The sequence below is a fragment of the Mesorhizobium sp. LSJC269B00 genome, from assembly GCF_000502815.1.
GTDB lineage: Bacteria > Pseudomonadota > Alphaproteobacteria > Rhizobiales > Rhizobiaceae > Mesorhizobium.
In genome coordinates, this window is the sequence record NZ_AYVN01000002.1 from 303,244 (window position 1) to 328,582 (window position 25,339).

At 63.5% G+C, this 25,339-nt stretch carries 26 protein-coding genes; 11 read left to right on the top strand and 15 right to left on the bottom strand.

The annotated features are described in order from the left end of the window. Nucleotides 1–195: 195 nt before the first annotated feature. Complete coding sequence (locus X771_RS158925; RefSeq protein ID WP_023686982.1) at nt 196–1,110, bottom strand: dihydrodipicolinate synthase family protein; 915 nt, start codon at nt 1,108–1,110, stop codon at nt 196–198. Nucleotides 1,111–1,374: 264 nt separating this feature from the next. Between X771_RS158925 and X771_RS158920 the strand changes: the two genes are divergently transcribed. Beyond that, nucleotides 1,375–2,382, top strand: a complete 1,008-nt coding sequence (locus X771_RS158920; protein ID WP_023686983.1) for a LysR family transcriptional regulator — start codon at nt 1,375–1,377, stop codon at nt 2,380–2,382. On the opposite strand, the gene X771_RS158915 is transcribed toward X771_RS158920, so the two are convergent. The 3 genes from X771_RS158915 to X771_RS158905 form a co-directional block, all read right to left on the bottom strand. Next, nucleotides 2,333–3,064 (bottom strand): SDR family oxidoreductase, encoded by a 732-nt coding sequence (locus X771_RS158915; protein WP_023686984.1) that lies wholly within the window; start codon nt 3,062–3,064, stop codon nt 2,333–2,335. The two genes, X771_RS158920 and X771_RS158915, sit on opposite strands and share 50 nt — an antisense overlap. 166 nt (nt 3,065–3,230) lie before the next feature. Continuing rightward, entirely contained in the window at nt 3,231–3,839 is a 609-nt protein-coding gene (locus tag X771_RS158910) for an NAD(P)-dependent oxidoreductase (RefSeq protein WP_023686985.1), read from the bottom strand. Nucleotides 3,840–3,891: 52 nt separating this feature from the next. Beyond that, a complete protein-coding gene (locus X771_RS158905) occupies nt 3,892–4,530 on the bottom strand; it encodes a DsbA family protein (protein ID WP_023686986.1) in 639 nt (212 codons plus the stop codon). 102 nt (nt 4,531–4,632) lie between these two features. On the opposite strand from X771_RS158905, the gene X771_RS158900 reads away from it, so the two are divergent. The 3 genes from X771_RS158900 (at nt 4,633) to X771_RS01000000164735 (ending at nt 6,225) form a co-directional block, all read left to right on the top strand. After that, nucleotides 4,633–5,550, top strand: a complete 918-nt coding sequence (locus X771_RS158900; RefSeq protein WP_023686987.1) for a LysR family transcriptional regulator — start codon at nt 4,633–4,635, stop codon at nt 5,548–5,550. Nucleotides 5,551–5,641: 91 nt separating this feature from the next. Continuing rightward, complete coding sequence (locus X771_RS158895; RefSeq protein WP_023686988.1) at nt 5,642–5,923, top strand: hypothetical protein; 282 nt, start codon at nt 5,642–5,644, stop codon at nt 5,921–5,923. 83 nt (nt 5,924–6,006) lie between these two features. After that, the gene (locus tag X771_RS01000000164735) at nt 6,007–6,225 is read left to right on the top strand and encodes a hypothetical protein (protein ID WP_023686989.1); all 219 of its coding nucleotides are present in this window, start codon (nt 6,007–6,009) and stop codon (nt 6,223–6,225) included. Nucleotides 6,226–6,385: 160 nt separating this feature from the next. Here X771_RS01000000164735 and X771_RS158890 read toward each other — a convergent pair whose 3' ends face one another. The 9 genes from X771_RS158890 to X771_RS158850 all read right to left on the bottom strand — a co-directional run bounded on the left by X771_RS158890 (nt 6,386) and on the right by X771_RS158850 (nt 15,240). Beyond that, nucleotides 6,386–7,414 (bottom strand): ROK family protein, encoded by a 1,029-nt coding sequence (locus X771_RS158890; RefSeq protein WP_023686990.1) that lies wholly within the window; start codon nt 7,412–7,414, stop codon nt 6,386–6,388. Next, complete coding sequence (locus X771_RS158885) at nt 7,414–8,139, bottom strand: ribulose-phosphate 3-epimerase (RefSeq protein ID WP_031202456.1); 726 nt, start codon at nt 8,137–8,139, stop codon at nt 7,414–7,416. The genes X771_RS158890 and X771_RS158885 overlap by 1 nt, the downstream gene beginning before the upstream one ends. Before the next feature lie 4 nt (nt 8,140–8,143). Next, nucleotides 8,144–8,965 carry a sugar phosphate isomerase/epimerase gene (locus X771_RS158880; protein ID WP_023686992.1) on the bottom strand — a complete coding sequence of 274 codons (822 nt, stop codon included), beginning with the start codon at nt 8,963–8,965 and terminating at the stop codon, nt 8,144–8,146. A gap of 40 nt (nt 8,966–9,005) precedes the next feature. Continuing rightward, entirely contained in the window at nt 9,006–9,848 is an 843-nt protein-coding gene (locus X771_RS158875) for a carbohydrate ABC transporter permease (protein ID WP_023686993.1), read from the bottom strand. A 4-nt stretch (nt 9,849–9,852) separates the two neighbouring features. Beyond that, entirely contained in the window at nt 9,853–10,749 is an 897-nt protein-coding gene (locus tag X771_RS158870) for a sugar ABC transporter permease (RefSeq protein ID WP_023686994.1), read from the bottom strand. Nucleotides 10,750–10,887: 138 nt separating this feature from the next. Beyond that, nucleotides 10,888–12,135, bottom strand: a complete 1,248-nt coding sequence (locus X771_RS158865) for a sugar ABC transporter substrate-binding protein (RefSeq protein WP_023686995.1) — start codon at nt 12,133–12,135, stop codon at nt 10,888–10,890. Between the two features lie 115 nt (nt 12,136–12,250). Continuing rightward, nucleotides 12,251–13,396 carry an ABC transporter ATP-binding protein gene (locus X771_RS158860; RefSeq protein WP_023686996.1) on the bottom strand — a complete coding sequence of 382 codons (1,146 nt, stop codon included), beginning with the start codon at nt 13,394–13,396 and terminating at the stop codon, nt 12,251–12,253. A gap of 89 nt (nt 13,397–13,485) precedes the next feature. After that, nucleotides 13,486–14,436, bottom strand: coding sequence for a PfkB family carbohydrate kinase (locus X771_RS158855; protein ID WP_023686997.1), 951 nt, complete (start codon nt 14,434–14,436; stop codon nt 13,486–13,488). A gap of 3 nt (nt 14,437–14,439) precedes the next feature. Beyond that, on the bottom strand, nt 14,440–15,240 hold the full coding sequence (locus tag X771_RS158850; protein WP_023686998.1) for a class I fructose-bisphosphate aldolase: 801 nt from the start codon (nt 15,238–15,240) through the stop codon (nt 14,440–14,442). A gap of 161 nt (nt 15,241–15,401) precedes the next feature. Here X771_RS158850 and X771_RS158845 point away from each other — a divergent pair, with 161 nt between their 5' ends. The 3 genes from X771_RS158845 to X771_RS158835 all read left to right on the top strand — a co-directional run bounded on the left by X771_RS158845 (nt 15,402) and on the right by X771_RS158835 (nt 18,561). Continuing rightward, nucleotides 15,402–16,163: a DeoR/GlpR family DNA-binding transcription regulator gene (locus X771_RS158845; RefSeq protein WP_023686999.1), complete on the top strand. Its 762-nt coding sequence runs from the start codon at nt 15,402–15,404 to the stop codon at nt 16,161–16,163. 255 nt (nt 16,164–16,418) lie between these two features. Continuing rightward, a complete protein-coding gene (locus tag X771_RS158840) occupies nt 16,419–17,564 on the top strand; it encodes a Gfo/Idh/MocA family oxidoreductase (RefSeq protein WP_023687000.1) in 1,146 nt (381 codons plus the stop codon). A 64-nt stretch (nt 17,565–17,628) separates the two neighbouring features. After that, a complete protein-coding gene (locus X771_RS158835) occupies nt 17,629–18,561 on the top strand; it encodes an alpha/beta hydrolase (RefSeq protein ID WP_245259884.1) in 933 nt (310 codons plus the stop codon). On the opposite strand, the gene X771_RS158830 is transcribed toward X771_RS158835, so the two are convergent. After that, nucleotides 18,549–19,613 (bottom strand): LacI family DNA-binding transcriptional regulator, encoded by a 1,065-nt coding sequence (locus X771_RS158830; protein ID WP_031202457.1) that lies wholly within the window; start codon nt 19,611–19,613, stop codon nt 18,549–18,551. The two genes, X771_RS158835 and X771_RS158830, sit on opposite strands and share 13 nt — an antisense overlap. A 225-nt stretch (nt 19,614–19,838) precedes the next feature. Between X771_RS158830 and X771_RS158825 the strand changes: the two genes are divergently transcribed. Further along, a complete protein-coding gene (locus X771_RS158825) occupies nt 19,839–21,224 on the top strand; it encodes an FAD-binding oxidoreductase (protein ID WP_023687003.1) in 1,386 nt (461 codons plus the stop codon). A 13-nt stretch (nt 21,225–21,237) separates the two neighbouring features. Here X771_RS158825 and X771_RS158820 read toward each other — a convergent pair whose 3' ends face one another. Next, nucleotides 21,238–21,882 carry a YjbE family putative metal transport protein gene (locus X771_RS158820; protein WP_023687004.1) on the bottom strand — a complete coding sequence of 215 codons (645 nt, stop codon included), beginning with the start codon at nt 21,880–21,882 and terminating at the stop codon, nt 21,238–21,240. A 257-nt stretch (nt 21,883–22,139) separates the two neighbouring features. Between X771_RS158820 and X771_RS158815 the strand changes: the two genes are divergently transcribed. From X771_RS158815 to X771_RS158805, 3 genes are all read left to right on the top strand, one after another. Beyond that, entirely contained in the window at nt 22,140–22,781 is a 642-nt protein-coding gene (locus X771_RS158815) for a ThuA domain-containing protein (protein ID WP_023687005.1), read from the top strand. A 140-nt stretch (nt 22,782–22,921) separates the two neighbouring features. After that, a complete protein-coding gene (locus X771_RS158810) occupies nt 22,922–24,028 on the top strand; it encodes an OmpA family protein (protein WP_023687006.1) in 1,107 nt (368 codons plus the stop codon). Between the two features lie 50 nt (nt 24,029–24,078). Then, nucleotides 24,079–25,329 carry a caspase domain-containing protein gene (locus X771_RS158805; RefSeq protein WP_245262524.1) on the top strand — a complete coding sequence of 417 codons (1,251 nt, stop codon included), beginning with the start codon at nt 24,079–24,081 and terminating at the stop codon, nt 25,327–25,329. Nucleotides 25,330–25,339: the final 10 nt, after the last annotated feature.

Consider the following 25,339-nt stretch of genomic DNA (forward strand, 5'->3'; position numbering starts at 1 on the left):
AAACAGACTCAGTTTCAGATACCGCGATGGTACGCCTCGATTTTGACCGTTCAAGGGCCAATGGCGGTATTGCACTGTGCCTGAAAGGGGCTGATCGTCCGCGACCGCTTAAGCCCGTGTCGGCGTTAGAGGCGGCAGGCTCGTCACTTTAGGCCGATTGAAAAGATGCGAGCATGTGGGTTGCGCCAACCGCCATCATGCGTGACCTCGGCCAATGTGATCGGCTGCGGGACCGAGCGCAGTGAGCAGCGCCTTGCCGCTTTCCAGCGTCGCATTCTCATGCGGCGCGCGGAGGTTGAGCCAGCGTTTGTCGCCGGAGCGCACCGCCAGCACGGCCTTCATTGCCGGGATCAGGCCTGCATCCTGGATCACCTTGCGGAACGCCCTAATCGCGGCGTCCGCTTCCGTGACGTCTTGGCCAGCGATCGTCGCGTCGTAGAGGGCGCGGATGGCCGCAGCGTTGAGATTGACGGTCGCGGAGATACAGCCCGCAGCACCACTGGCGAGCCCCTTGGTCAGTTGCGCCTCCGAGCTGGGGAACACCGCGACGTCGGGTGCGGCGGCAATCACCGCCGCCGTGTTGTTCCAGTCGCCGGCGCTATCCTTGTAGGCGACGACCGTCTCTGGAAACGCCGCGCTCAACCGGGCGGTCAGGGCAGGGCTTACCGGCACGCCGGAGTTCTGCGGGATGTGGTAGAGGATCATCTTCAGCGCCGGGTTGGCCACCCTTTCGATCAGCTCGCTGTAGTAGCGCGCCTGGCCATCGTCCCCGGCGGCCGTGTAGAAGAACGATGGCAGCACCATCACGGCGGCGCAGCCGAGGCCGACCGCGTGCTTCGACAGTTCGACGGTTTCGGGCAGTGCGGTGACGCCGGTGCCGGGCGTCATGCGCCCCGGCGAAATGCCTGATGCAACCAGCCATTCCAGCGCCTGCATGCGCTCGTCGAGCGAGAGCGACAGTGCCTCGCCCGTGGTGCCGAACGGCGACAGCAAATGGGCGCCCTGGCCCAGCACCCATTTGGCATGTGAGATCCACAGGTCACGGGCAATGCGGCCATCGTTCTCGAACGGCGTCAGGATCGGGGCGATGGTTCCTTGCGGGCGGGGCATGTCGGTCCTTCCATCGGTGCTGGAAATCAGCTTGGCATAGAGCATACGTGCGATGCGATCTGCCAGAGGCGATCTCTTGGGCCACCGCGCCGGCCGTGGGAAAACTTGCGGGTCATTGCCGCGAAATTCTGGCCCTTCGGTCTGCCGCAACCAGATGACGCCGGCGTCAATGGGTTGCAAATGGACCGGGGTTGCAAATGGACCAGGGTTGCAAGTGGACCAGCCAAGCCCGAAATGTCGAACAGAGACAGATCCGGAAACGGCATGCACCCACGATTGCTCAAGACCTTCCTCGCCGTGGCGCGGCACCGTAATATCACCCGTGCAGCGCGGGAGGTTCATCTGGCGCAGTCGAGCGTCAGCGACCAGATCCAGTCGCTGGAAAGCGAACTTGGCGTCGTCCTCTTCATCCGCTCGCGCCACGGCCTCGACCTGACGACGGCCGGCGACGCGCTGAAACCTTATGCGGAAGAGATTCTGCAACTGGCGGAGGAGGCGCGTATTGCGGTCGAGGCAACGACGGGAATGACCGCCGGAACGGTTACGGTCGGCGCGCTGGAGACGATTGCCACTGTCAAACTTCCGCAATGGCTGGCGGCCTTTCGAGGCGACCACCCGGAGATCGGTCTGCGGCTCAAAATCGCCGGCAGCGATGCCCTGCTGCGGCAGCTCGAAGAAGGCGNCGACCACCCGGAGATCGGTCTGCGGCTCAAAATCGCCGGCAGCGATGCCCTGCTGCGGCAGCTCGAAGAAGGCGAGATCGACGTCGCCTTCTGTTTCGACAAAGGCGGTCTGGATGAACGCCTGGCCCGGCGCACGATATCGGCCGAGCCGCTGGTCCTTGTCGCCTCACCCGAACATGCGCCCGCATCGGGGCAGAGCGACCTGGCCGCGCTCGCCGCGATGCGTTTCGTGGTGACGGAAACCGGATGCGTCTACCGGCATCTGTTCGACACTGCCTTTGCCGAGATGGCAGCGCCAGAACTTGCCGCCGAAGTCGGCAGCATCGGCGCCATTGCGGGCCTGGTGGCGACTGGTGTCGGCGTGGGCCTGGTGCCGCGGCTGGCCGTTGCCGACGCGCTCGATCGCGGCGAGATCGTCGAATTGCCATGGCCGGGTCCGGCCCGCACGGCGTCGCTGGTCATGATCTGGCGCCGCCGGCGCGTCCAGCCGCCGGCGCTGAAACTGCTGCTGGCGGCCGCGGCCAGGAATTTCGCTGCGCTCAGATCAGCCGGTGACCGCCCTCGACATGCAGAACCGTCCCTGTCGTAAAACCGTTGCCCATCAGAAAGGCGATGGCATCGGCAATGTCGTCCGGCTGTCCGACGCGGCCGACCGGCAGGCGCCTGGCCATTGCATCGAGCGTCTCGTCCTTCTTGTCGCCGGCCACAAAACTCCAGATCGGCGTGTCGACCCAGCCCGGCGAGACGGCGTTGACACGGACCGGCGCCAGCTCGACCGCTAGCGCCCGCACCAACCCTTCCAGCGCAGCGTTGACGGCGGCAACGACCGAGCCGCGCGCCGCCGGCCGGTAGGCGGCAATGCCTGAGGTGAAGGTGATGGAGCCGTTGGCCGAAAGCTGCGGCGCGCCATGCTTGGCGAGCAGCAGCGGCCCGTAGAATTTGCTTTCGACGACCCGCTGCGCCGCCTTCAGGTCGACTGAAGGCAATAACTCATAGGCGCCTTCGATGTCGGCGGCGGTGCTGACGATATGGTCGAGCCGGCCAATTCGCTTGAACAGGTCAGCGACCTGATCCTCCCTGGCGATATCGGCCGCGACGGCGCTCAAACCGGAAGGGTTCTGCAGCGCCTCGCCGGCACGCTTGAGCCTGGCTTCACTGCGGCCGACGATGATGACTTCGGCGCCTGAGACTAGGCACCGCCTTGCCAACGCCAGCCCCATTCCGGAGCTGCCGCCAACGATAATGATTTTCGATTTTGCGATGTCTGCCATGTTTCCGTTCCTGTCCTGAACCGCTCCGGGCGAGAGTTCGCAGACCGGCGGCAGGAGTGGAAACGGAAGAAAGCGATAGTGCCATCGGAGGCTCCGATGGCACTATCGTCGATAGGAACCGGCGCCGGCCACTCCGTCGAGTGGCCCGCCTGTCAATGAAGTGCGCTCAGTAGCCGACGGTAAAGCGCTGCTTGATATGCGCCGGCTTTTCGATCTCGTCGGCCATGACGATGGCATAGTCCTCGAAGGAAATGCTGCTGCCTTTGTCTGACGTCAGCAGCGTGTCCTTGCCGATGCGGTATTTGCCGGTCCGCTCGCCGGCGACGAACAGCGCCGAAGGCGACAGCAAGGTCCAGTCGAGATCGTCGACCGTCCGCAGCGTGTCGAGGAAGTCGGCGCCCTTCTGCGCCTCGGCCTTGTAGATATCAGGGAAGGTCGGCGTGTCGACCAGGCGCTTGCCGGGCGCAACCTCAAGGCTGCCGGCGCCGCCGACGACGAGGTAGCGTTTGACGCCGGAAGCACGCACGGCTGCGATGAGCGTATCGGGATCGCTGTCGAGGAAATGCACCGAGGAGATCACCGCGTAATGACCCTTGATCAGGGCGGCAAGGCCATCCTTGTCGAAGACGTCGCCCTTCTTGGCAATCACGCCCGGAAGTGCCGCGATCTTGTCTGGATGCCGGGCAATGGCGGTGATGCTGTGCCCGCGATCGGAGAGTTCCTTAAGCAGGCGGGAGCCGACCTGGCCGGACGCGCCGATAAGTGCGATTTTCATGGGGATTTTCCTTTCGTCTGGGGAGAATTTCGTCTGGGGAGAATTTCTGGGCCTACGCCGCCTCGATGTGAGCGACGAGATTGTCGTAGCTGCCGAACAGCGCGTTGGCGCCGATCAGGCGCGGCGCCGTTTGGCCGATCACCGCGAGCGCGGGAACGCCATTGACATGCAGCCGCTGGAACAACATCCGCCCGCGGCTGACCAGGTCGTCATGCTTCGCCAGAAACGGCTGCGTCGGCGCTTTCAAAAGCTTTGCCGCGTCGCTCATGCCGGCGTCGGTCAGTACCGCGGCGACGCCGTCAACCGTCACAATATCGCGGCCGTCGACATAGCGGGCATGCTGGATCGCCTTCAGTGCCGCAAGTTCCTGGCGCCAGTCGTCCAGCCCGGCGGCGTTGATGCCCATGGTGGCAGCGGAAGAATCGAGCAAGGTGCCGCTGACATTGAGCACATTGTCGAGATAGGCCTGGCTGAAGCGCTGTCCGCTCAGCCGCGCGATGCGCTGGTCATTGTCCCAGGCGTGGGCGGCAAAACCAGCATCCAGCGGCCGCGCGCCGGCACCGGAGAAAAGCCCCACCGGCAGCAGTTGGAGCGCGGTCCCGCCGGCGGCCAGTCGATCCAGCATCGGCGTGGCGCCATAGCACCAACCGCAGAGCGGGTCGAAAAGATAGGTTAGGGTTGCATTGGTCATGGCGGCCTCATTCTGTTGCCCGATAGATGACAGCTGGACCGGTTGCGAAAAATAGCGATCAATCATACAATCTGTCTGATCAAATCATACAATGAGCTGCCTGTGACCGAACTCCTCAATCTCAACCGGCTCGTCTACTTCGCCACCGTGGTGGAGACCGGCTCGTTCACGGCCGCTGCCGACCGTCTCGATGTTGCCAAGGCTGTGGTCAGCCATCAGGTCGGCAAGCTCGAAGAAGAGCTCGGTGCAACGCTGCTGCGGCGCACGACGCGGCGCGTGACGGCGACCGAAGAGGGTCGTCTGTTCTATGACCGGACCGCGATCATCCTGCGCGAGGCGGAGGCAGCCTATGGCGACATTTCGCAGCGCGCGGCGCAACCGACGGGGACGCTGCGGCTGACGGCGCCGCTCGACTATGGCGAGAAGGTCGTGGCGCCGACCATCGCCGCCTATCTCAGAAAATACCCGAAAATGCGGGTCGAGACGATCTTCGACGATGCGGTCAGCAACCTGGTCGACGAGCAGATCGATCTTGGCATCCGCGTCGGCTGGCTTGCCGATTCCAGCAATCTGGCGCGGCGGCTGGGCAGCCTGCAGCAATTCGTCGTCGCCAGCCCGGAACTGGCCGCCAGGCTGCCTGGGGAAGCCAGCCCCAGGCGGGCGAAGTCGCTGCCCTGGGTCGGCAACGCCCAGTTGCGCGGGGTGGGCCAATGGCTGTTCTCGAGGGGCACGGAAACGGTGCTGGCCGAACTCAACCCTGTCGTCAGTTGCGACAAGACACCGGGCGTTCTGTCCTGCGTGCTGGCCGGCATCGGCCTCGGCATCTTTCCGGACTACAGTGTCGCCGACGACATTGCGCGGGGACGGCTGGTGCGGGTGTTCGCGGATTGGACCTTGCCGTCCGGGGGCATCCACGCCGTCTTCCCGCCGGCGCGCTTCAGGCCGGCCAAGGTGCGCGCCTTCGTCGACTTGCTGGTTGCGGCGGAAAGGCGGCGGGCGCGCAGTGCCGTTACAGGCTGATATCGGCGCTGGCTATGGTAATCAGGGAACCTTTGTTCGGCCCACGCTTTTGGATATGCTGCGATTCCGAACCGTCAGAAGGGTATTGCCGATGACCATCAAGATCCTCGCGACCTCCGCCCTTGTTCTCGCGCTTGGCTGCAGCCTGTCTACCGCAGCGCTCGCCAAGGAGAAGAAGCACCGCCATCGCCAGCCGGAACCGGAGCAACGCTACGTTCCCGCCCATCGCGACCTCTTCTATGCCCTGTTCGGCGGCCCGCGCTACTATGATAAGATGCTGGTCACCACGGCTGCCGGCCCCTGCTCCTACGACAGGGTCGGGCCGGACGCGAATGCGCTGAACAAGGTCAACGATCACCATTGCGGGAAGTAGAACGGCCCCAAAAGCGGGGCTGTCCTGCGCCTGTCGCGGGTTCTACCGGATGCCGGCCACCGCGAACTCGATAGAGATAGCCGATGACCGTCGAAAAATGGTCTCCGTCCGAAAGGAAGGCCGCTCGCAGAGCCTATGACGCAGCGCTGAAGGTGGCGCTCGACAAGACGCCGGCTGAACTCAAGAGCAGGGCCCACGTTGCGGCAACGCCTTCCGAAATGTGGGACGTCGAAGACTTTCTGCGGCAGCAGCGACGGAAGATCGACCAGATGTTCGACTATCGCTATTCACAGCTAATATAGGTCTTCGCCAATCTCATCCGGCAAGGCTATCTCGAGGAGAATCTCTTTGTTGGCTTGTCGGAAGACAAGCGGCAAACGATCCGAAAATACGCCAGCTGGAATCGCGAAGGGTAGGGGTCCTCTTCGGGGACCCTGGCGCTGCGCGCCGCGCAGTTTGAGCTCAGCCGTGGCTTGCCTCTCTGGCATCGGCGGTCGCGCCTCTGTCCTTGTCGTCCTGCGCCATCGCCAGCGGCGCACCCGGTTCGCCTTCCCACAGGATCAGGCTGGCGGCGCCGATCAGCCCGGCGCGGTCGCCGAGTTCAGCCTGCACGATCGGCACGTCGCGATAGGCCGGCATCGCCCGCTGCTGGATGACCACTCTGATCGACGGTGCCAGAAGGTCGAACCCGTTGGAAAGGCCGCCACCCATGACAATCAGATCGGGCGAATAGAGATGCAAGACATTGGTGAAGCCGATGCCCAGCCATTGTGCTTCCGCCTCGATCAGGTCGAGAGCGTTGGCGTCGCCGGCCTTGGCAGCCTCTACGACATGCCTGGCCGAGACGTCGCCGTCATTTGACAGCCGTCGTAAGAGCGAGCCGTCGCCCGGCGCGGTCAGTCGCGTGGCGCGGCGGCCGAGCGCGGTTCCGGAGGCAACGGCCTCGAAGCAGCCGATGGCGCCGCAAAAGCAGCGGTCGCCTTCACCGGTGATGGTCATGTGGCCGATCTCGGCCGCCAGTCCGCGCCTGCCGTGATAGATGTGGCCATCGGCGACGACGCCGCCGCCAATGCCGGTGGACACAGTCACGAACACCAGCGATCCGCTGCCACGTCCGGCGCCAAAACGCCATTCGCCGAGCGCCGCCGCATTGGCGTCGTTTTCCAGCCGCACCGGCAGCCCGAAATGCCGCCCCAGAATGTCGATCAGCGGCACGTCGTGCCAGCCGGCCAGCGTTGGCGGCGCAATGACGATCCCCGCCTTGGGGTCGAGTGGCCCCGGCGCACCGACGCCGATGCCGGCGACGTTTGCCTGCGGGTGTTCCCTAAGCAGCGTGCCTGCCAGAGCGACGATCTGGCCGATCACCGCCTCCGATCCCGCACCGGCAAGCGTCGGCGCCGAAGCATGAGCGACGATACGGCCATCGCTCTCGACCAGCGCACCGCGCAGCGCCGTGCCACCGAGATCGAAGGCGAGCGCAAGCTTGGTCATCAGGCGGCGACCTCCAGCCCGTGCAGCCAGGCCATGCGCCGGGCAAGGTCGGGATCGCCGAAGGCCAGCGAGCCCAGCACCACGGTCTCCGCACCTGCGGCGCGCAGCAGCGGCACGGTCTCGTGGCGGATGCCGCCATCGGCGGCAAGCACGATGTCGGCCTCGCGGCCGGCTTTGCGCATCAGCGCGCGCGCCTCGATCAGGCGCGGACACGCCTGCTCCGACAGGCTCTGGCCCTTGACGCCGATGGAGGTGCCGAGCAGCGTCACGAACGCCACTTCCGCCAGGAAGGGCGTGACGGCCGCGACCGGTGTTTCCAGCCGCAGTACCACGCCGGCCTCGGCCCCGAGTTCATGCGCCAGTTTCACGGCGCGCAGGCCGGTCTCGCCGTTTTCGGCGTGCACGCTGATCAGGTCGGCGCCGGCCTCGATGAACTGGCGCGTCTGTTCTTCGACGATCTCGGCTTCGACCATCAAATGGACATGGATCGGCTTCGCGGTGAGCTTGGCGATGCGCGCCACCAGGTCCGGGAAGAACAGGAAGCCAGGGGTGAAGCGGGCGTCGGCGACGTCGATATGATGGACATCGGCATGGGTCTCGATGCGCTTCAAATCGTGCTCCATATTGGCGAGGTCGGCCGACCACAGCGAGAACTCGCCGATCAGCCGGTTGCGCGGCAGGGCAGCGATCGCGGCGGGGCCGGACAGGGGCTTGTTCGTCGTCATCGTCTTAGGCTCCGTAGCCGCGCATTGTCTGGCGGTTGGTTTTGACGGCGCCGGCAGGGTCGGCGGCGGCCGTTTCGGACTCTTCCTCCAGCACCAGCCAGCCGTTGAAATTGGGTGCAGCACCAGCGATCTCGATCACCTTCGCCGTGTCACAGACGCCCTTGCCGAGCATCGCCCAGGTTCCATTCGCGTCGACATCCTTCAGATGCACATAGCGGATGCGGTCGCGATAAGTGGTGAGCGTATCCGCCATGTCCTGGCCACCGCGCAAGATGTGGCCGGTGTCGGGCACCCAGCCCACCAGCGAGGCGTCGAGCAGCCCGAAGATGCGGTCGTAGTCGGCGCGGTCGAACAGCAGCGTGTTGTGATGCGAGCTTGGATGCACCGCGACCTGGACGCCGGCCTCGCGCCCGAGCTCGCCGGCTTTGTTGTAGGCCTCGGCGGCGATGGCAAACTTGTGGTCGCGCGGCCCGTCGGAAACGATCGTGGCCGAGCCCATCGACACCAGCGCGCCGGGAAAGGCGGCGGCGAAGTCGATCCAGCGTTTGGCGGTATCGAGGTCGGCGCCGATCTCATCCCTGAGCGTGAAACCGCTCTTGGAGCCGAAGGCGAAGGAGACGAGCGTCAGCCCGGATGACTTCAGCGCGGCGGCGAACTCCGTTGGCTTGCCGGCATAGCGGCCGATCATCGTGTCGGTGATCTCGATGCCGGCATAGCCGCCATCGGCGATCGCCTTGAGCAGATCGTCCGGGCTGCCGGCAAAACGGTCGCCGAGCATTTCCCAGGTAAAGGTCTGGCAACCGACTTTCAGGTCTTTCACGGTCATCCTTTCGTTTCTTGATTCCACTCTCCGTTGGAGGGACATCCTATTTGACCGACCCTGCGGTCATGCCGGCGAGGAAGAACCTCTGGGCAACCAGGTAGATGACCAGGAGCGGCAGCGAGCCGAGCACGCTCATCGCCATCATCTGGTTCCATTCGAAGGCGTGTTGTCCCATCAACAGCTGGATGCCGATCGGGACGGTGCGCATGGACGTTGACTTCGTCAGCGTCAGCGCAAAGAGAAATTCGTTCCAGCACAACAGGAAGGTGTAGACCGACGTCGCCACGATACCGGGCAGTGAAATCGGCACGATCACCCGCCACAGCGCGGTCCAACTGGTGCCGCCGTCGACAGCCACCGCTTCATCGAGGTCGCGGGGCAAGGTGTTCAGATATCCCGTCATCAGCAGGATCGCATAAGGCAGCGTAAACACCAGATAGGTCAGGATCAGCGCGACATAGGTGTCGAAGATGCCATACGAGACGACAAGCCCGAAAAAGGGGATCAAAAGCGTGATCGGCGGGATCGTCTGCGTGCTGATGATGAGCGTGTTGAGGCTGCCCTTGCCGCGGAAATTGAAACGGCTGAACCCATAGGCCGCCAGCAAGGCGATCAGCACCGTCAGCACGGTCACCGCTCCGGCCACGAAGTAGCTGTTGAAGAAGAAGCGCAGCTTTACCGGGTCGCCCAGGATGGCCGCATACGCTTCCAGCGTGAAGGCCTTCGGCAGGACGGTTGGTGGCAGGGCAAAGATTTCGGTATTCGACTTGAACGAGCTGCTCAGCATCCAGTAGATCGGGAAGGCCGCGAAAAAGAGCCCTGCGGCAAGCGCGACATGGAGCGCGGCGGTGATCAGCCTGTCTTTGGGCGTGTGCATTTTCCTCATGTGACTACCGAGCCTTTTGATAGCGGATGTAGAACAGCGTCAGGCCGAGAGAGATCAGCAGGATGACCACGGCGCTCGCCGAGGCCTGCGACAGGTTGTAGCTCGAAAACGCCAGCTTGTATGTGTAGGTGCTGAGGACCTCGGTCGAGTAGATCGGACCGCCACCCGTCGTTATCCAGATCAATGGAAAGACCTGCATGGTCCAGATGAAGTCGAGCAGCGAGATGCTGATGATGATCGGCATCAGCTGCGGAATGGTGATGAAGATCAACTTCTGGTAGGCCTTCGCGCCGTCGATATCGGCGGCCTCGTAGAAATCCTTGGGAATGCCCTGCAAGCCTGCGAGCAGGCTGACCATGAAAAGCGGGTAGCCCGCCCAGATATTGGCGAAGGTGACGGCGTGCAGCGCGGTCGCGGGCGAGGAAAACCACTCGACCTTGGAACCGATGATGCCCATCTGCATGAGAACGCTGTTGACGACACCGTTCGGCTCAAGCAGCAGGCGCCAGATCACCGCGATAATCACCGCGGTGAACAGCCAGGGCAGTATGTACAGCACGCGCAGAATGTTGCGCAGCGTAGGATTGATGCGGTCGCTGTTCAGCATGAGTGCGAAGAGCATGCCGATGGTCATATGGAAGACGACACTCATGCAGGTGAAGTAGAGCGTGTGCCACAGCGAGGCCCAGAACACCGGATCGGCAAAGATCGCCTGGTAGTGTTTCAGTCCGGCAAAGGACGGGTCGCGACGCAGCACCGCGCTGTTCTGGAACGAATAGCCAATCACCGTCACCATCGGCAGCAGCATCAGAAGGCCGATTATGAAGAGCGATGGTGACAGATAGAGATAGGGTGCGACCGCTCGTTTCAGTCGATGGTGGGAGCGCTTCTGCCCGGTCATGTGCGAGCCCTGGGATGTGCCTTCAAGAGGAAGGTGCGCTTCAAAAACAGGTCCATCTCAAATTGCCGATCCGTTGTTGACGGGTGGCCTGGCGAGGCCGGGCCACCGGTGGAAGATAGCAAACGGGCAATGGGCCGCTCAGAATTTCGCCATCCAGCCCTTTTGAGCGTTGGTTGCGGCTTGTTCCGGAGACTGCTCGCCGGCAAGCATCTTCTGAGCCTCCACGTCGAACTGAGTCATCAGGTCTTCAGCCACCGGCAGGCCCGTGAACTCGTTGGCGAGATAGCCGGTCTTGAAGATTTCGAAAGCCTTGGCGAAAGCCTTGTCCGAGGTCACGAAATCGGGCTTGGCGTTGACGTTGCCCGGGAAGGCGTTTGCAAGCGACACGAGCTTGGCATTCACCTTTTCGCTCATCAGATATTGGACGAGCTTCCAGGCTTCATCCTGATGTTTCGAGGCGGCGGAGATGCCGATGCCCCAGGAGGCGTAGGGAAGGCCGCGCTTGCCGCTGTAGTCCGCCACGACCGGGACCGGGATCAGGTCGAAGTTCAGCTTGGGATTGCGTTTGCGGATGAGGTTCACATGCGCAAGCGAGTCGATCATCATTCCGACCCGATCGTTGACGAATTCCTCGACCTTCTCCTGCTCGGTCTTGGTGGCAATGCCGGGCGAGATGACGCCGGCGTCGTTCAGCGATTTGACGAAGGTGAGCATATCGACGACCGGCTTGCCCTCGAGAGCCGGCTTGCCTTCAACCATCATCGTTTGGCCCGAGGCCCAGACCCACGACATCAGGTCGTTCTGGACACCGGACGGCGTTTGCAGCGACAAGGGCAGCACCCAGCCATACTGGTTCTTGTCGGCATGGGTCATCTTCTTGGCGGCTTCGAGAAACTCCGCGCGGGTCGACGGCAGCTTGGTCACGCCTGCCTGGGCGGCGAGGTCCAGATTGACGAAGACCGGATAGACGAACGAAGCCACGGGAAACATCACCGCCTTGCCGTCCACCTTGATGATATCCGCGACCTGGGTCTTGTCGAACCCGCTCGCATCCATCATCGGGTTCATGTCGGCCAGCGCACCCTGCGCGTTCAGATTGTTCACCCAGGCGCCGTCGAGACCGACGACGTCGCTAAGCGTTCCGGTTGCGGCGCCGACCGAGATCTGGTCTCGCGTGGTCGCATAGGGACCGCTGACCAGCGTCACCTTGATGCCGGGGTTTGCAGCCTCGAAGTCGTTCATGATTGCCCTGAGCGAGCCGCCCGGCAATTCGGGCTCCCACCATTGGGTGAATTCCAGCGTGGTGTCCGCCATGGCGCCGGTTGCACCAAGCAACCATGCGGCCGCGGCTATTTTCAGCATCGCGGGTCGTATCCGAAACATCATTTTCTCCTCCTTCTTCAAGATCGGCCGCACAATGCGGACGATCGTCTGTTCATTCAGAAGCCTTCTTGTATCTTCCGCAGGCACCTCGCTCCCGCCCGCGGTCTTCCGCAGATCTTCAGATCGCCAGATGCGTTTCGGGATCGAAGAAATGGAACTTGGCATCATCCACGGCCAACCGGATCTCCGAGCCGGAGCGGACGGCGCTGATCGGCTCGAACCTCGCCACCGCGTTCGACGCCAGGCCGAAATCGTCCACCGCATCCGGATCGCCGGAGTCCACCCGGACCGCGTCGATGTTCATGTGGACGATCTGTTCGGAGCCGAGTTCCTCGATCGAGGTCACCCTGGCCGGTATCGTCTGATACTTGCGACCGGATTCAAGGCTGCTGTCATAAAGATCCTCCGGTCTGATCCCGAACACGACCTTGCGCCCCGCATACGACCTCAAGGCCGGCCTGCGCACGAAGGCTGCATCCTGCAGCCGGACGGCGAAGTCGCGAAAAGCGAGCTCGCCGCCCTTCAGGGTCGCCTCGAAAAGGTTCATCGAAGGAGAGCCGATGAAGCCGGCAACGAAGGCGTTAACCGGCGATTCATAGAGCCTCTTGGGTGTGTCGACCTGCTGCAGCACACCGCCTTTCAACACCGCGACTCTGTCGCCCATCGTCATCGCTTCGATCTGATCGTGGGTCACGTAAATGGTCGTGACGCCGAGCTGCTTTTGCAGGCTGGTGATTTCGGCGCGCATTTGCACACGCAGTTTCGCATCCAGATTGGAAAGCGGCTCGTCCATGAGAAAGGCGGCCGGCTCGCGCACCATGGCGCGGCCCATGGCAACCCGTTGACGCTGCCCGCCTGACAGGTTCGCGGGTTTGCTGTCCAGCAAAGACGTCAGCTGAAGAGTTTTGGCGATCTCGTCCACGCGCTTCTTGCGCTCGGCCTTCGGCTTGCCTGCCAGCCGCATCGAAAAGGCGATGTTTTCGGATACCGTCATATGCGGGTAGAGCGCGTAGCTCTGGAACACCATCGCGATGTCGCGGTCCTTGGGCGGCATGTCGACGACGTCGACCCCGCCGATCCGAAGGCTGCCGCTGGTGATGTCTTCCAACCCCGCGATCATTCGCAACGCCGTGGATTTGCCGCAGCCGGAAGGCCCGACGAGGATCAAGAACTCGCCGTCCTTGACCGACAGGTTCAACTGGTCGATTGCGCGAAAACTGTTCCCGTAGGTTTTGCAGATCTTCTCAAGAATGACTTCTGCCATATTCCTCCCTCCACAAGTATAAGCTCTGATTTTTATGATTCTCCTGGGCTTGTGTTCGCCTGCGAAATGTTTCGTCGGATCGTTTCAGGTCATGCTCCAGCATCCACATGCGCATTTTTCAGGTCGACTGCTGACGGCGCGTTCGCCGATGCCAGGAGTTGCGTGACCTGGTCCTCGGTCGGAAGCGCCTCGCGCCCGCCACGCCCCGTTATCGAAACGGCCGCCGCCGCGGCCGCGAATGCGATCCGGCCCGCGGTGTCGGCTCCGCGCGTCAACGCATGGGCATAGGCGCCATGAAAGCAGTCACCCGCGCCTGTGGAGTCGACGACCGCAACCCGGTGCGGGGGCAGGTGCCAGAGACCTGTCTCTTCACGGCCGCGATAGTACACACCCCTGCCTCCATCGGTCAGAACCACGGCGGATCGCGATGGCAACCACAAGGCATCGAGCATCTCGGCAGGCGATCGGCGCCCCGTGGCAGTCCGTGCAAAGCTAAGTGGAAGAATGAGATGGTCGCAGAGCGCGATCAGCCGCTCCGTGGCGGGGCCGCTGCTCCATTCGATATCGCCGAGGATCGCAAGGCCGAGATCGCGAGCCCGAGCCACGACATCCAGCGACCCGGTCGCATAGCTATCGACGATCAGGACGGTTGCGCGGCTGAGGATATCGTCCGGAAAGTCCGGAGCGGTGCCCAGCATCGCATCGTCGTCATACGCGATGAACCTTTCCCCGTCCGAGCCGACGGTGATCCGCGAGTGCACCGGGCGCGCGTCGGGACGGCGCGGCGCGAATGCGGTTTCAATACCGCTCGCCACGAGATCGAGCAGAACGGCGTCGTCCGCGGCACTGGCCAGCCATCCGACGAACCCGGCGGTTCCGCCGAGCCGCGCGACGGCGGCAAGCGCCGTCGCGACATTTCCCCCGAAAGCGCGGGTACTTTGCAGAACCTTACCCTTGCCCGCCGACAATGGCTGATCGACGTAGACGATGTCGTCGATCGCAATAGCGCCGAAGCCGAGGGTGGCGGGGACGGTGGGCATCGTTCAGGCGCCCGCCTTCGCCAGGGCGTCTTGCGCCGAAAGGCCGTCATGGATGACGCCGCGAAAGGCAAGCGCTGCCTTCTCCGGATCGCCGTGCCCCCAGAGATTGCGGCCGACCACGGCGCCGTGCGCGCCGGCACGGATGGCGTCCGCCGTCTGCTGAAGCGCGCCGAGCAGCGTATCGGTCTTTGGACCGCCCGCGATGACAACCGGCACCGGGCAGGTCCGGACGGTCTCCCGGAACGACTCGAAATCGCCGGTGTAGCCGATCTTGATCACGTCGACGCCGGACTCGTAACCGATGCGCGCCGCATAGGCGATCTCGTCGGGGGTGAAGACGATCTTTGCTCCGTCGGTGAAATCGCGAGGGTAGATATGCGCCACCACAGGCATGCCGTAGCGGGCCGCCGCATTCACCGAATCGGTCAGCCAGCGTATGTATTTGCCCTCCGTCGCGCCGCGCACCGGAATGGCCACGGCCAACGCATCGGCCCCCGCGCGCACCGCGTCCTCGGGCGTTGCGATCAACTCGCTGATGCGATCGTCCGCGGTGAAGCAGCCCGCCTGAATCACCAGGGAAGCTTTGCCCGCATATTGCGGCCACAGATGGCGCGCGGTGCCAGGCTGGATGCTGACGTAGTCGGGTTTGCCCGCCATGACGCATGCGAGCGCACCCGGCAGGTCGGCAAGGCCGCCTTTGCGCACGTCGCCATAGCCGACGAAGTGGTCGACCGCGCCGCCAAAAAGGTTCCCCGATGGATGCGAGAAGAGGCGCGCGAGGCGCACCCTGGTTCCTAGGCTCATGAGTCCAAAATTCCCTGATCGGTTGATTTAAAAATGCCAAATCCAGTGTTTCCGAAAGAAAAAAGAAAAACAATCTTTCGAAAGCTTTCGAATCTGCATATTTCCGGTAAGGTGAGCCGAGGCCAGGGCGATTGCCTGGCCCGGGAAGGCAAGGCAGGGCAATGTTGTCGGAGCAGAGACGCCAATCGATCCTGGGCGAGGTGCAACGCAGCGGACAGGTTCGCATCAAGGACCTGTCGGACGGGTTTGGCGTGTCGGAGGTCACGGTGCGCTCCGACCTCGAAATACTGGACCGCAAGGGACTGCTGACCAAGACCCGTGGAGGAGCGGTGACCCGGACCACCGATTCGACGACGGCCGCGTTCGCGCGGCGGATGCAAACGAACCTCGACGCAAAGAAGCGCATCGCCCGGGCGGCGCTCGACCTTTTCGAGGACAACCAGTCGATCATCTTCGACGGTGGCTCGACCTTGATGCAGCTTGCCATGCAGTTACCGCCGCTCAGCAATGTCGTGGTCGCGGCCACGGCCATGAATATCGTGCAGCATCTTATGCATCGTCCCGGGCTCGACGTTCATATGATCGGCGGCCGGGTCTATCCCGACACGGTGAGCACGCTGATCACCGATGCCGATACGGCTCTCGGCGGCCTGGTAGCGCATCAGGTCTTTGTTGGAGCGCATGCGATAGACTCGTCACTGGATGTGGTCGACGTGAACGAAGACATGGCGCGAACGAAGCGAAACCTCGTTCGCATGGCCCGGCGCGTTGTCCTGCTCGCCGATTCGAGCAAATGGGGCGTCAGCGGGACGTCCAAGGCATTTTCGCTGTCGGCCGTCGATGTGGTGATCACCGACGATGGCCTGCCCGGTCCAATACGCAGCGAGCTTGATAGGATCGGGGCCAAGGTGATCTATGCCTGAACCCATCCCGGTCTCTGATGCGCGACGGAAAGCGCGCATGAGCCACGGGCTTCGCAGCGGCCGTCGGCCGTTTTTCATGCCGGTCATGTTCTCCTCCTCACGCTGGCGGCCTCCCAGTGCACGCCAGAATTCTCATAAGCTCTATAAAAAATTTTACGCGCGTCAACATTTAAAGTCCTGTATAGCGGATTGCGGGGGGTCGTGGGAACTGCAACGGTTGCGCAGCATGCCCTTGGCTTGAGAGGAAAGCTGGAAATGCACGGATCAGAGACAAAGCTCGGCATCGGTGTCATCGGCTGCGGCAACATCTCGATGACCTATCTGCGCAATGCAGCGCTCTTCGGTGGTGTCGAGCTACGCGCCTGCGCCGACATTTCCGCTGACATGGCTGAGCTGCGCGCCAGGGAATACGGCATCCGCGCCCTCGGCGTTGACGCGCTGCTGGCCGACCCCAATATCGACCTCGTGCTGAACCTGACAATCCCCGCGGCGCATTTCGATATTTCGTTCTCGGCGCTTTCGGCGGGCAAGCACGTCTTCACCGAAAAGCCGTTGGCAACCTCCGCCGCCGACGGCCGCCGGCTTGTCGCCGAGGCCGCGAAGCGCGGCCTGCTGATCGGCTCGGCGCCGGACACATTCCTGGGTGCAGCCGGCCGCCGCGCGCGCCGGCTGATGGATGACGGCGCCATCGGCAAGCCGGTGACCGGCACCGCTTTCATGATGGGGCGCGGCATGGAGCATTGGCATCCCAATCCGCAATTCTATTATCAGCCCGGCGGCGGTCCGGTGTTCGACATGGGTCCCTATTACCTGACCGTGCTGGTCAATCTGCTCGGGCCGGTCGAGCGCGTCATGGCGATGGCGACGCGCGGCCAGGAGGAGAGGCTGATCACGGCCGACGGGCCGTTCAAGAACACGACGTTCAAGGTCGGCACGCCGACCAACATAATATCGCTGCTCGAATTCCGCTCGGGCGCCACCGTCACCTTCGGCGCCTCATGGGATGTTTTCAAACACTCCAACCATCCGATCGAACTGCACGGCACCGAAGGCTCGCTCAGGCTACCCGATCCCGACACGTTCGGCGGCACGGTCTCGCTGTCGGAACGTGGCGCCGACTGGGCCGATTTCGCCAGCGAGAGCGAATTGTATGGCGCCCGCAACTGGCCCTATGCCGCGCCCGACCGTGCCAATTACCGCATGCTCGGCGTCGCCGATCTGGCGCGCGCGCTGGACGCGGGCAGAAAACCGCGCGCCTCGGGCGAGCTGGCGCTGCATGTGCTTGAGATCATGGAGGCGATCCTGGCTTCGGGCGAAAGCCGTGGCTCGGTTGCCGTCAACGGCACGGTCGACCAGCCGCCGCTGCTTGGCGAAGACGAAGCCGCAACCCTGCTTGCCTGACGGAGGTTCGCCCGTGACGCCATCGCCACCGTCCCCGTCGCCCCTAGATCCGGAGGCCCGGCATGTGCTCGAGCTCGGCAGCCAGGCCGGCGCGCCGCCGTTCGAAACGGGAACGCCTGAGCAGGCGCGCCGCGCCTACAATGAAGGCTTCCCGACCCTGCAAGGCGAGCGCGAGCTGGTCGCGTCGATCAGCGAGCGCATCATTGCAGGACCCGGCGGTCCGCTGAGGCTCAGGATCTATCGCGGGCAGGGCGCGCCTTCGGCAGGCGCTCCGGCGCTGCTTTATCTCCATGGCGGCGGCTGGGTAATCGGCAATCTCGACTCGCATGACGAGATCTGCCGCTGGTTCGCCAACGAGGCAGGCGCTGTCGTCGTTTCCGTCGACTACCGGCTGGCGCCGGAACACAAATTCCCGGCGGCAATAGAGGATTGCCGAGCGGCACTTGCCTTCATGCAAAGCGCCGCGGACGAACTCGGCATCGACGCTGCCCGCATCGCGGTTGCCGGCGACAGCGCCGGCGGCAATCTCGCCACGGTGCTCGGCCTGCTCACGCGGGGGGACAAAAATCCGCCGGCAGCGCAGCTTCTGTTTTATCCCAACACCGATGCCGGGCAGACGGCCGACAGCTATCGCCGCTTCGCCGCAGGCTTTGGCCTGACCGCCTCGACCATGGCCTGGTTCCGCGACCATTATATCCGCAATGCCGCCGACATCGGCGACTGGCGTACCTCACCGCTGAAGGCGGAAAGCCTCGCCGGTGCGCCGCCCACCTTCATCGCCATCGCCGGTCACGACATCCTCGCCGACGAAGGCGAGGCCTATGCCAGGCGTCTGCAGCAGGCCGGCGTGCCGGTCGTGCTGGAACACTGGCCCGGTCAGATCCACGGCTTCGTCTCGATGGGCCGTCACGGCCCGGCAGCGAGACAGGCGGTTGCCGCCGCCATTGCCGCGTGGCGAAGCTTCGATCCTGCCTTTGGAAAGGCTCAAGCGGACTGACGCATCACCAGGGCGGCGTCGAGGCTGACCTTCGGCGCGACGTTTGCCGTATCCTCGTTGAGCAAAGCGAGCAGTGTCTCGACGCTGCGCCCCGCCATGGCGGCAAAATCCTGCGCGATGGTGGTCAGTGCGGGGCAGGTGTAGCGGCTCAGCGGATGGTCGTCATGGGCGGCGATACGCAGGTCGCAATCGGCCTTGCGGCCGATCTTCAGCCCTTTCGCGAAGGCTGCCGCCATCACGCCGAAGGCCAGGCGGTCATTCGCACACAGCATGGTCTTGCCGGGCAGACCCCCGGTCTTGCCGGGCAGACCTCTGGTCTTGCCCGGCAGGCCGCTGGCCCCGAGCATCTGTTCCATCTGCTCGTAGCCGATGCGCTCGAAATCCCATGTGTAGTCTCGGGTGTTGCCGATAACCACCGGCTCCTGGCCAAGCTGACGCATCGCGGCGACGTAACTGTTCAGGCGCTCCGGCGAATTGTGATTGACATGCGGGATGTCGAAATAGATCGGGGCGTCGCCGGAGCGGCAGAGATAGTCGACGATGGTCGAGACGCTCTGGGCATTGTTGTTGCCGACAAAGGGCGTGCCGCCTTCAAGATAGGTATCGAAATAGACGACCGGCATTGTCTGGGTCAGCTTCTCCAGCGTGCGCCGGTCCGAACGCAAGCCGAGCGGCGCGATCAGCGCGCCCGAAACTTTCAGCGACAGGATGGTACGTGTCGCCTCCATTTCGAGCTCGGTTGAGCCATGCGAGGAGATGACGATCGGCCAGTAGCCCTCGTCGCGCAGCCTGAGCTCGATGCGGCTGACCATTTCGGAATAGAAGGGATCGGTGACCGTCGGTACGACAATGCCGATGGCGCGGGTGCGCTTGCGGTTGAGGTTGCGGGCAAACAGATTGGGCTGGTAGTCGGACGACCGCAACGCCTCTTCGATGCGCTTGCGCGTTGCCGGCTTGACGCTCGTCGGATCGTCGAAATATTTCGACAGCGTCGGCCTGGAGACGCCGCAGGAGCGGGCGAAATCCTCCATCGTCTTGTGCGTCATTGGCATTCAATCCTCGTCTGGCACGCGCCAGAACCTCGGTCATCCCTTGACGCTGCCCACGGTCCTGCAGCCGGCGCGTCCGCCACGCAACGGCAGACGAAATTTACAGGAAACGTCAGTGGGTTCAACGCGCAATGACAGATTATACCGTGCGTAAATTTGTTCAATTGACGCGAAAATTGTCGCGCATCAAAGTCTCGGTCACAAAGAGCGCTGAAAAGTCCAGGCACCATGACACAACAGATCGATCGGCTTCTTTCCCAGCTATATCGTCGGCTCGATGCCGCCGCGATTGTGATCGGCGATGCTATCGATCCGCGCTATGGCGACGACCTCTCCGGCAAGGGCGGCGGCCAGCCCGAACTGGTCTTGCGTCCGCGCAACGCCGCCGACGTCGCCGAAATCCTGCGCCTATGCAGTGGTATCGGCCAGAAGCTGGTCGTCCATGGCGGCCGCACCGGGCTGGCCGGCGGCGCGCGCGTGCAGCCGGGCGAAGCGGTGCTGTCGCTGGAGCGCATGACCGCGGTCGAAGCGCCCGACCGCGCCGCGGCAACCATCATGGCAGAGGCCGGCGCGCCGCTGCAAATGGTGCAGGAAGCGGCCGATGCAGCCGGCCTGATGTTCGGCGTCGATATCGGCGCGCGCGGCACGGCGACGGTCGGCGGCAACATCGCCACGAATGCCGGCGGCATTCGCGTGCTGCGCTACGGCATGTACCGCGCCCAGGTTCTGGGGCTGGAGGCCGTGCTTGCCGACGGCTCGATCCTGACTTCGTTGCGTGGCCTGGCCAAGGACAATTCGGGATACGATCTCAACCAGCTTTTCATTGGCACCGAAGGCACGCTGGGCGTGGTTACTCGCGCCTGCCTGCGGCTGCATCCCAAGCCCGCCACCGAGGTTGCCGCATTCTGCGCGCTTGGCTCGCTGGGGGCGGCCATTGCGCTGCTCGACCTGCTCAAGCAGCGGCTCGGTCCCTTGCTGTCAGCCTATGAGGTGAATTTCTCGCCGCTCTACGGCTCCATGATTGCCGGCATGGCGGCGCCGGCGCCGCTGCCGGCCGGCGCGCCGGTTTACGTGCTGGCCGAGATCCAGGGCAACCAGGCCGAGCTGGACGGCGAGCGTTTCGCTTCGGTGCTGATGCAGGCGGTCGAAGACGGCATCGTCGCCGACGTGGTCGTCTCGCAGTCGCCGCGCGAATTCCGTGCGCTATGGGATGTGCGCGAAGAGGCCAACCGCTTCCTGTTTGCGATCGAGGGCATGATCGGCGTCGACATCAGCATCCCGTTGGCGACCATGGCGGATTTCCTGCGCAACGCCGAAGCCGCGATCCACGCCGTCGACAGCCGCGCCGAGATCTACGTCTTCGGCCATCTCGGCGACGGCAATCTGCACTATCAGGTCGACACCACGGAACCGGCGGCCGCCTATGAGATCATCTATCACGGCGTGGCGGCATGCGGTGGCGCCGTCTCGGCCGAGCACGGCATCGGCCTCGACAAGAAGAAATGGCTGAACCTCGTGCGCAGCGACGCCGAACTATCAGCCATGCGCCGGCTGAAGGTGGCGTTCGATCCGCACAACATTCTCAACCCAGGGCGGATTTTCGATATCATTTGATCGCCAGGAGGATCTAGCTTGCAACTGGCGAGAGCAGCGCGTGGAAGCCGACCGTTCTCATCTGCTCGACGCCGTCCAGAGTCATATTTCCCGCGACATAGACGATGATTGCCAGACCGAGCCAGCCGATCCAGCGATACCTGGCAAGCAGCGCCGCCACCAGCGTCGAGGCGACCGCCATCAGAACCACCGACAGGATGAGACCGAACACCAGCGCATTCATGTCGTGGGCGGCGGCGCCCGCCACGGCCAGCACATTGTCCAGCGACATCGAGACATCGGCGACGACGATCTGCAGGATCGCGGTGCGCAGCGCCTTGGCCGGCCGCGCCGTCGCAAGTGCTGCGGCTTCATTGTCGACGTCCTCGCCGTCGCCGGCCGAGCGCAACTCCTGGAACATGTTCCAGCACACCCAGAACAAAAGCATGCCGCCGACCAGCATGATCCCAGGAATTTCCAGCAGCTGCACCGCGATCACGGCAAAGACGATGCGGATCACCGCCGCCGCGGCAATGCCGGCGATGATCGCCTTCTGCCGCAACGCCTTGGCGAGGCCTGCGGCCGCCATGCCGATCACCACGACATTGTCGCCAGAGAGCACAAGGTTGATGGTGATGACTTCCAGATAGGCGGCGACAGTCGTCTGGTCGAAACTCATAAAGCGGTCTCCCCGGAAGGCTCCGGCTGGTTGCGGGCGCATCGGACCGATGTCTGCGCAAACGCGAAGACAGCTGATTTGAGTGCAGCCCGGTATTGAAACAAGACGCCAGCGCGGCCAATCGGTCCTCATCCACGGAATTCATCGCCGGTTCGTGATTTCCGACCAGAAATGCCCGTCCCAGAATGCCCATCATGGAAGGAAGACAAAAGCGTTCCGCTTGCCTATCAATATTGCTGACCAAAGGAGAGACGAGCATGAGCAAGACGGCACTGATTTTCTGGGGCGGATGGGAAGGCCACACGCCGGCTCGCAGCGCCGCTGTCGTCAGCGAGATATTGACCGGGCATGGCTTCGAGGTGCGGACAGAAGAGGGCACATCGGCGCTTGCCGATCCGCAGCTCCCGGCCATCGATCTGATCGTGCCGGTGATCACCATGTCGACGATCGATAAACCGGAGCTGCAAAACCTCACCGCCGCCGTCAGCGGCGGGACCGGCCTTGCCGGCTTCCACGGCACCATGGGCGACAGTTTTCGCAACGAGCCGGCCTATCAGTTCATGACCGGCGGCCAATGGGTCGCGCACCCCGGCGACATCATCGACTACCGTGTCGACATCATCAGCGACGATCCGATCGTCAGGGGTATCGAGGGTTTCGCCTACCATTCCGAGCAGTATTACATGCATGTCGACCCGAGCAACGAGGTGCTGGCGACGACGACGTTCAGCGGTGAGCATCTCGACTTCATCGACGGCGTCGTCATGCCCGTGGTCTGGAAGCGCCGCTACGGCAAGGGCCGCGTCTTCTTCAGCGCGCTCGGCCACACCGCGGATGAGTTTTCCGTGCCGCAAATGCGCACCATCTTCGAGCGTGGGGTGCTGTGGGCCAGCCGGTAACCGGGGCCCGTCCAAGGGGAGTAACGGCGATATCACGCCTCCGCTACTCGCTAAGCCGCGGCTAACGCACTATGGTGGCTGAGGTGACGACGTTCGACCGCCGTCATCGCAACTGAAATGTGTTGTCACGGGGGGCATGCATGTTCGGGGTCGTCGGATTAGTAAGGCATGGAAAGCCGTCGCAGCGCTGGCGTCCGCCGGCTCTGGTGGTCGTGGTGTTCGGCCTGTTGCTGCTTGCGCCGGAAGTGGCGAATGCGCAGCCGAACTGGACGCTCGATCCGGCGAATTCGACACTCACCTATCAATCGGTGAAGAAGAACACCATTGTCGAAACCAACAAGATCAGGAACCTCTCGGGCACGCTGACATCGGATGGCGCCGCCAAGGTCACGTTCGACCTCAACTCGGTCGACACCGGTATCGACCTTCGCAATGTCCGCATGCGCTTCCTGTTCTTCGAAACCTTCAAATTCCCGACGGCGGAAGTGACGGCGAAAGTCGATCCCGCCGCTTTTGCTGATCTCGCCACCAAACGGCGCATGAGCGCGCATATCCCGTTTCGCCTGAGCCTGCACGGCGTCGACAAGGACCTTGAGGCCAATGTCGTGGTCACCATGATCACCGACAGCATGGTGTCGATCGCCTCGGAGGCGCCGGTCGCCGTGCATGTCGAGGATTTCGGCCTGTTGCCCAACATCGAAAAACTCCAGCAGGCGGCCAATGTCAGCAGCATCGTCCCGACGGCTTCGGTGTCGTTCGACTTCGTCTTCACCGCTGATGGCGCCAAGCCTGCGGCCACGCCTGCCGTCGCGGCCGCAGCCCCAGCCGATGCCGGGCCGGTCGCCACAGATGCAGGCAAGACGTCCTTCAGCGACGATGAATGCCTGAACAGGTTCGAGGTGCTGTCGCGCACCGGCGCCGTCTATTTTCGCCCAGCCAGCGCTCGGCTCGATGAAAAGAGCCGCCCACTGCTGGCCGAGGTGGTCGGCGTCGTCGGCAAATGTCCGAAACTGAAGGTCGAGGTTTCGGGCCATACCGATTCCGACGGCTCGCCGACGGCCAACAAGAACCTGTCGGAACGGCGCGCCAAGGCGGTCGCCGACGCGATCATCGCTGCGGGCATTCCATCGGCGCAGATCACGGCTTCCGGCTATGGCGAGGAAAAGCCGGTGGCGCCGAACGATACGCCGAAGAACAAGGCGCTGAACCGGCGGATCGAGTTCTCCGCCACGCCGCTCTCCAACTGAGCCGGTCCTTAACTGAGAAGGCCCGTCAACCGAAAAGGAACCCGGTGCGTTTGGACATCATTGCAAGTTGCGGCAACTTCATGCGCGGCATCGGCCTCGCCGTGCTGGCGCTTGCGTTGACCATGATCATTACCATGACCGCGGCCAGTGCCGAACGCCGCATCGCCCTGGTGCTCGGCAATTCCCACTACCGGAACGCGCCGGTGCTGCCCAATCCGGTGAACGATGCGCAGGCAATGTCCGATCGCCTGAAGGGGCTGGGCTTCGAAATCGTCTCCGGCCTCGATCTCACCAAGGCGCAGACGCAGGAAAAGATCGCGCAATTCGCGCGGCAGGTGCGTGGCGCCGATATCGCGCTGTTCTTCTATGCCGGTCATGGCCTGCAGGTCTCGGGCAGGAATTACCTGCTGCCTGTCGATGCGGCGCTGGAGGACGAGACCTCGCTCGACTTCGAAGCCGTGCAGGTGGACTTCATCCTGCGGCAGATGTCGCGCGAGACCAGCATCAGGCTGGTGTTCCTCGACGCCTGCCGCGACAACCCGCTCGCCGATGTGCTTGCCAAGGAGACTGGCGGCGACAGCACGGCAAGCAGCGGCCTTGCCGAAATACCGATCGAGAATGGCGGCGCCGGCACGCTGGTCGCCTTCGCTGCCAGTCCCAACCAGCTCGCCTATGACGGACCGGGCGAGCACTCGCCATTTTCGGCGGCGCTGCTTGCCCATATCGGCGAGGTCAACGTCTCGATCACCGAAGCGATGAACCGGGTTACGTCGGATGTGTTCAAGGCCACAGCCGGACGCCAGCAGCCCTGGGTCAGCGTTTCGCTGACCACCGATGTCGTGCTTCACAAGGTCGATCTCAAGGCGCCGCTGATCGTCGGCGATTCCGGCGCGGCTGCGCCCGAAGGCGATACGCAGGCGCGCACCGGCGCGGCCGCCAATCCGCCGGGTACGGACGCCGGCGAGCAGGCGCTGGAACAGCTGCGTGAGGAAATTCCGAAGCTGGGCTCGGACGCGCCAGTCCTTTTCGACGTTCCGGTCAATTTCGGCGACCCGGCGATCGACGGCAAGAGCATCGCCCAACTCATCCAGGGCAAGCCGCACTTCAGTCCGGTCGAGGGCCTGGAAAAGTCCGTCTGGGACAACCAGTGCAGCAACTGTCATCAATGGACCGAGGAGCGGCTGTGCGACCAGGCCAAGACCTACGTCACCAATGATGTCTCGGTGTTGCGCCTGCAACACCCGCTGGGCACGCGCTTCAAGGTGGCACTCGGCAAATGGGCGCAAAACGGCTGCAAATGAGACCGCCAAC